Origin of the sequence: Amycolatopsis sp. cmx-11-32, assembly GCF_047608695.1 — a bacterium.
In the GTDB taxonomy this organism is placed as follows: domain Bacteria; phylum Actinomycetota; class Actinomycetes; order Mycobacteriales; family Pseudonocardiaceae; genus Amycolatopsis.
Map to the genome: position 1 here is coordinate 1 of NZ_JADNQN010000041.1, position 2,549 is coordinate 2,549.

At 67.0% G+C, this 2,549-nt stretch carries 2 protein-coding genes; both read right to left on the minus strand.

The window, feature by feature from the left end; all coding sequences use genetic code 11:
* Positions 1-112: 112 nt before the first annotated feature.
* Positions 113-901 carry an IS21-like element helper ATPase IstB gene (istB, locus tag ACM6LR_RS39260; RefSeq protein WP_414945647.1) on the minus strand — a complete coding sequence of 263 codons (789 nt, stop codon included), beginning with the start codon at positions 899-901 and terminating at the stop codon, positions 113-115.
* Positions 901-2,418 carry an IS21 family transposase gene (gene istA, locus ACM6LR_RS39265; protein WP_414945648.1) on the minus strand — a complete coding sequence of 506 codons (1,518 nt, stop codon included), beginning with the start codon at positions 2,416-2,418 and terminating at the stop codon, positions 901-903. The genes istB and istA overlap by 1 nt, the downstream gene beginning before the upstream one ends.
* Positions 2,419-2,549 lie beyond the last annotated feature (131 nt).

Sequence of the window (2,549 nt, forward strand, 5' to 3'; positions counted from 1 at the left end):
TGTCAATGGTCAGTTTTTTCTCCCCGTAGGCGGCCAGATGTTCTCCCCGCTGGCGGCCAGGCCGATCTCCCCAACCGCGGCCAAATACTTCCCCGCCTGGTTAGGACTCAGATCAACGCAGCGGTCTGACCCCCTGTCCGGAGGTCGCTTGGGCGAGCCGGAAGCTGTCACCTTGAGTGACGACGACGTGCGCGTGGTGCAGGAGCCGATCGACTGTCGCAGTGGCCAAGGTTTTCGTCATGATCTCGTCGAAACCTGACGGGTGCAGGTTCGAGCTCACGGCGAGCGCGCGTCGTTCGTAAGCGGCGTCGACCAGCCGGTAGAACCCTTCAGCCGCGTCAGGACTGACCGGCAAGAGACCGATGTCGTCGATGATGATCAAATCGGTGCGTATCAACCTGGCCAACGCTCGGGTGATGGAGTCGTCGACCCGATGCCGGCGCACGAGTGCGCCGAGGTCCTCGATGGTGAACCAGGCGACGGTCAGCCCGGCTTCGATCGCGGCCTGCCCGAGCGCTTCACAGAAGTGCGACTTGCCGGTCCCCGACGGTCCGCAGATGCAGAGATTCTCTTTATTCCGCACCCATTCCAGAGTCTTCAGGGAGTCCTGCGTGGGCCGGGCGATGGAGGAAGCCTGCTCGTCCCAGTCACCGAAGGTCTTGCCCGCGGGGAACGCGGCCCGTTTGCGCCGTGTCCGCAGATTCGCCGCGTCGCGGCCGGCGGCTTCCTCGGCGAGCAGCACCCGCACGACCTCGGCCGGGTCCCAGCGTTGCGCTTTCGCGGTCGGGATCAGGTCGGTCAACGCGCGCCGCAGATGCGGCAGTTTCAGCCGTTTCGTCAGCGCGACGGCTTCGGCGAGAGGGTCACCGGCGGGGCCGGCGACGCGCAGTCCAGAGGTCATCACAGGTCACTTTCAGAGTCGTTGTCGCTGGCAGGGAGGCCGAAGTTCGACCAGGCGGAGGTGCCTGGCTGCAGGCTGTGGTCCTCGCTGGCCCGCGCCGGTTCGCCCGCGTCGCGGCCGGTGTGGTGGGTCAGGATGCGAATCAAGTCGTTCTCGGCGAACCGCCCGGCGATCGCCGCGATCCCCAGCGCCCGGTCGACTTCCTCGGCAGGATGCAGCTTCGCGAGGGTGACCGCTTCGGCCATTTTCGGACGGATCCGGCGGGCGCCGGTGGCTGCGGCTTCGGTCAGCCAGGCTGCCGCGCCGCTGCCCAGTGCCAGGAACGCCGCCTCCTCCGCCGAGCTGGCCCGCGGCGTCCGGTCGCCATGGTGATCGGGCCGCGGCGGGTAGTGCTCGTCCTGGATCGACGGGTTGCCCGGTGTCGAGCGGGTGTGGCGGGCGACCTCGGTGGGGCCGTTGTCGTCGACGGAGGTGACGATCAGGTCGTCGCCGTGGAACCGGACCCAGACCCGGGTGTCGACCAGCGGGTGCGGCACCGAATACCGCACCCCCTCGACCGAGACGGTGCCGTCCCAGTTGACGCGCCTGGTGGTGCCGAACGCGACGGTGAAAGGCTTACGGGTAAACGGATGCAGCCGTGTCCGTTCTTCCGCGAGCGCCTCGATAGGGCGGCGGTGGGTCTCGCGGTGCGGCCGGTCGTTGACCTGCTCACAGAACTCCCGGCAGGCTGTCTCGAGGTCGCCGAAGCTGCGGTAGTCCTCCAGCAGGTTGGTGTCGGTGGGCACCAGGTCCGCCTTCGCGATCCGCACCGTCGCTTCCGACCCGCCCTTGGACTGCGGGTCCGCCGGAACGCAAGTACGGATCGTCATCCCGTAGTGCCGGCCCACCTCGACGATGTCGGGATTGCGGACCGCGATCGCTGCGATATGGTCCACTGACACGGTTTTCTCGTTGTCTGTCAACGCATACGTCGGAACACCACCGATCCGACGCAACGTGGTGTCCAGGCAAGCTACGATCGTCGGCAGTGTCTTGTCCATCACCGGGATCACTACCCGGAACCGTGACCACGCCAGCCATGCGCACCACAGCTGGGTTTGCCGGCCGCCGATTTTCGGGCCGTGGCCCCAATCCCACTGCAACCACAGGCCCGGTTCCACGATCCACGGCCGGAACACCCGCCGCTGACCGGCCTTCAGTCGCTGTTTCACCTGCGCGACCACGCGGCGGGTGGTGCGTTCACCGCCGGTGAACCCCATCGCCGTGATTCGCTGGTGCACCACATCAGCGCGGACCTTGCCGTTGGAGCGCACCACCAGCTCCTCGATCTTCGGCAAGTACTCGTCGATCGGGCGGACACGGTGCTCCCGCGCCACAGGCGGTTCACCGGCTTCCCGCAGGGCCACATACCGCGCGACCGTGTGGTGGTCACACCCGGCCAACTCGGCCGCGGCGCGGTAACTCCCCGTGAGGTCATACGCCTCAAGGATCTCCATGATCTCCCTGCTGTTCTTCACCTCGTGCAGCCTTGCCGCACGACATCCCGGACTCTCTACCGGGGAGATATCTGGCCGTCTACGGGGAACCCGGTGGCCATCAGCGGGGCCTTATCTGGCCGCCTATGGGGAGTATTCACTGGCCACGGACA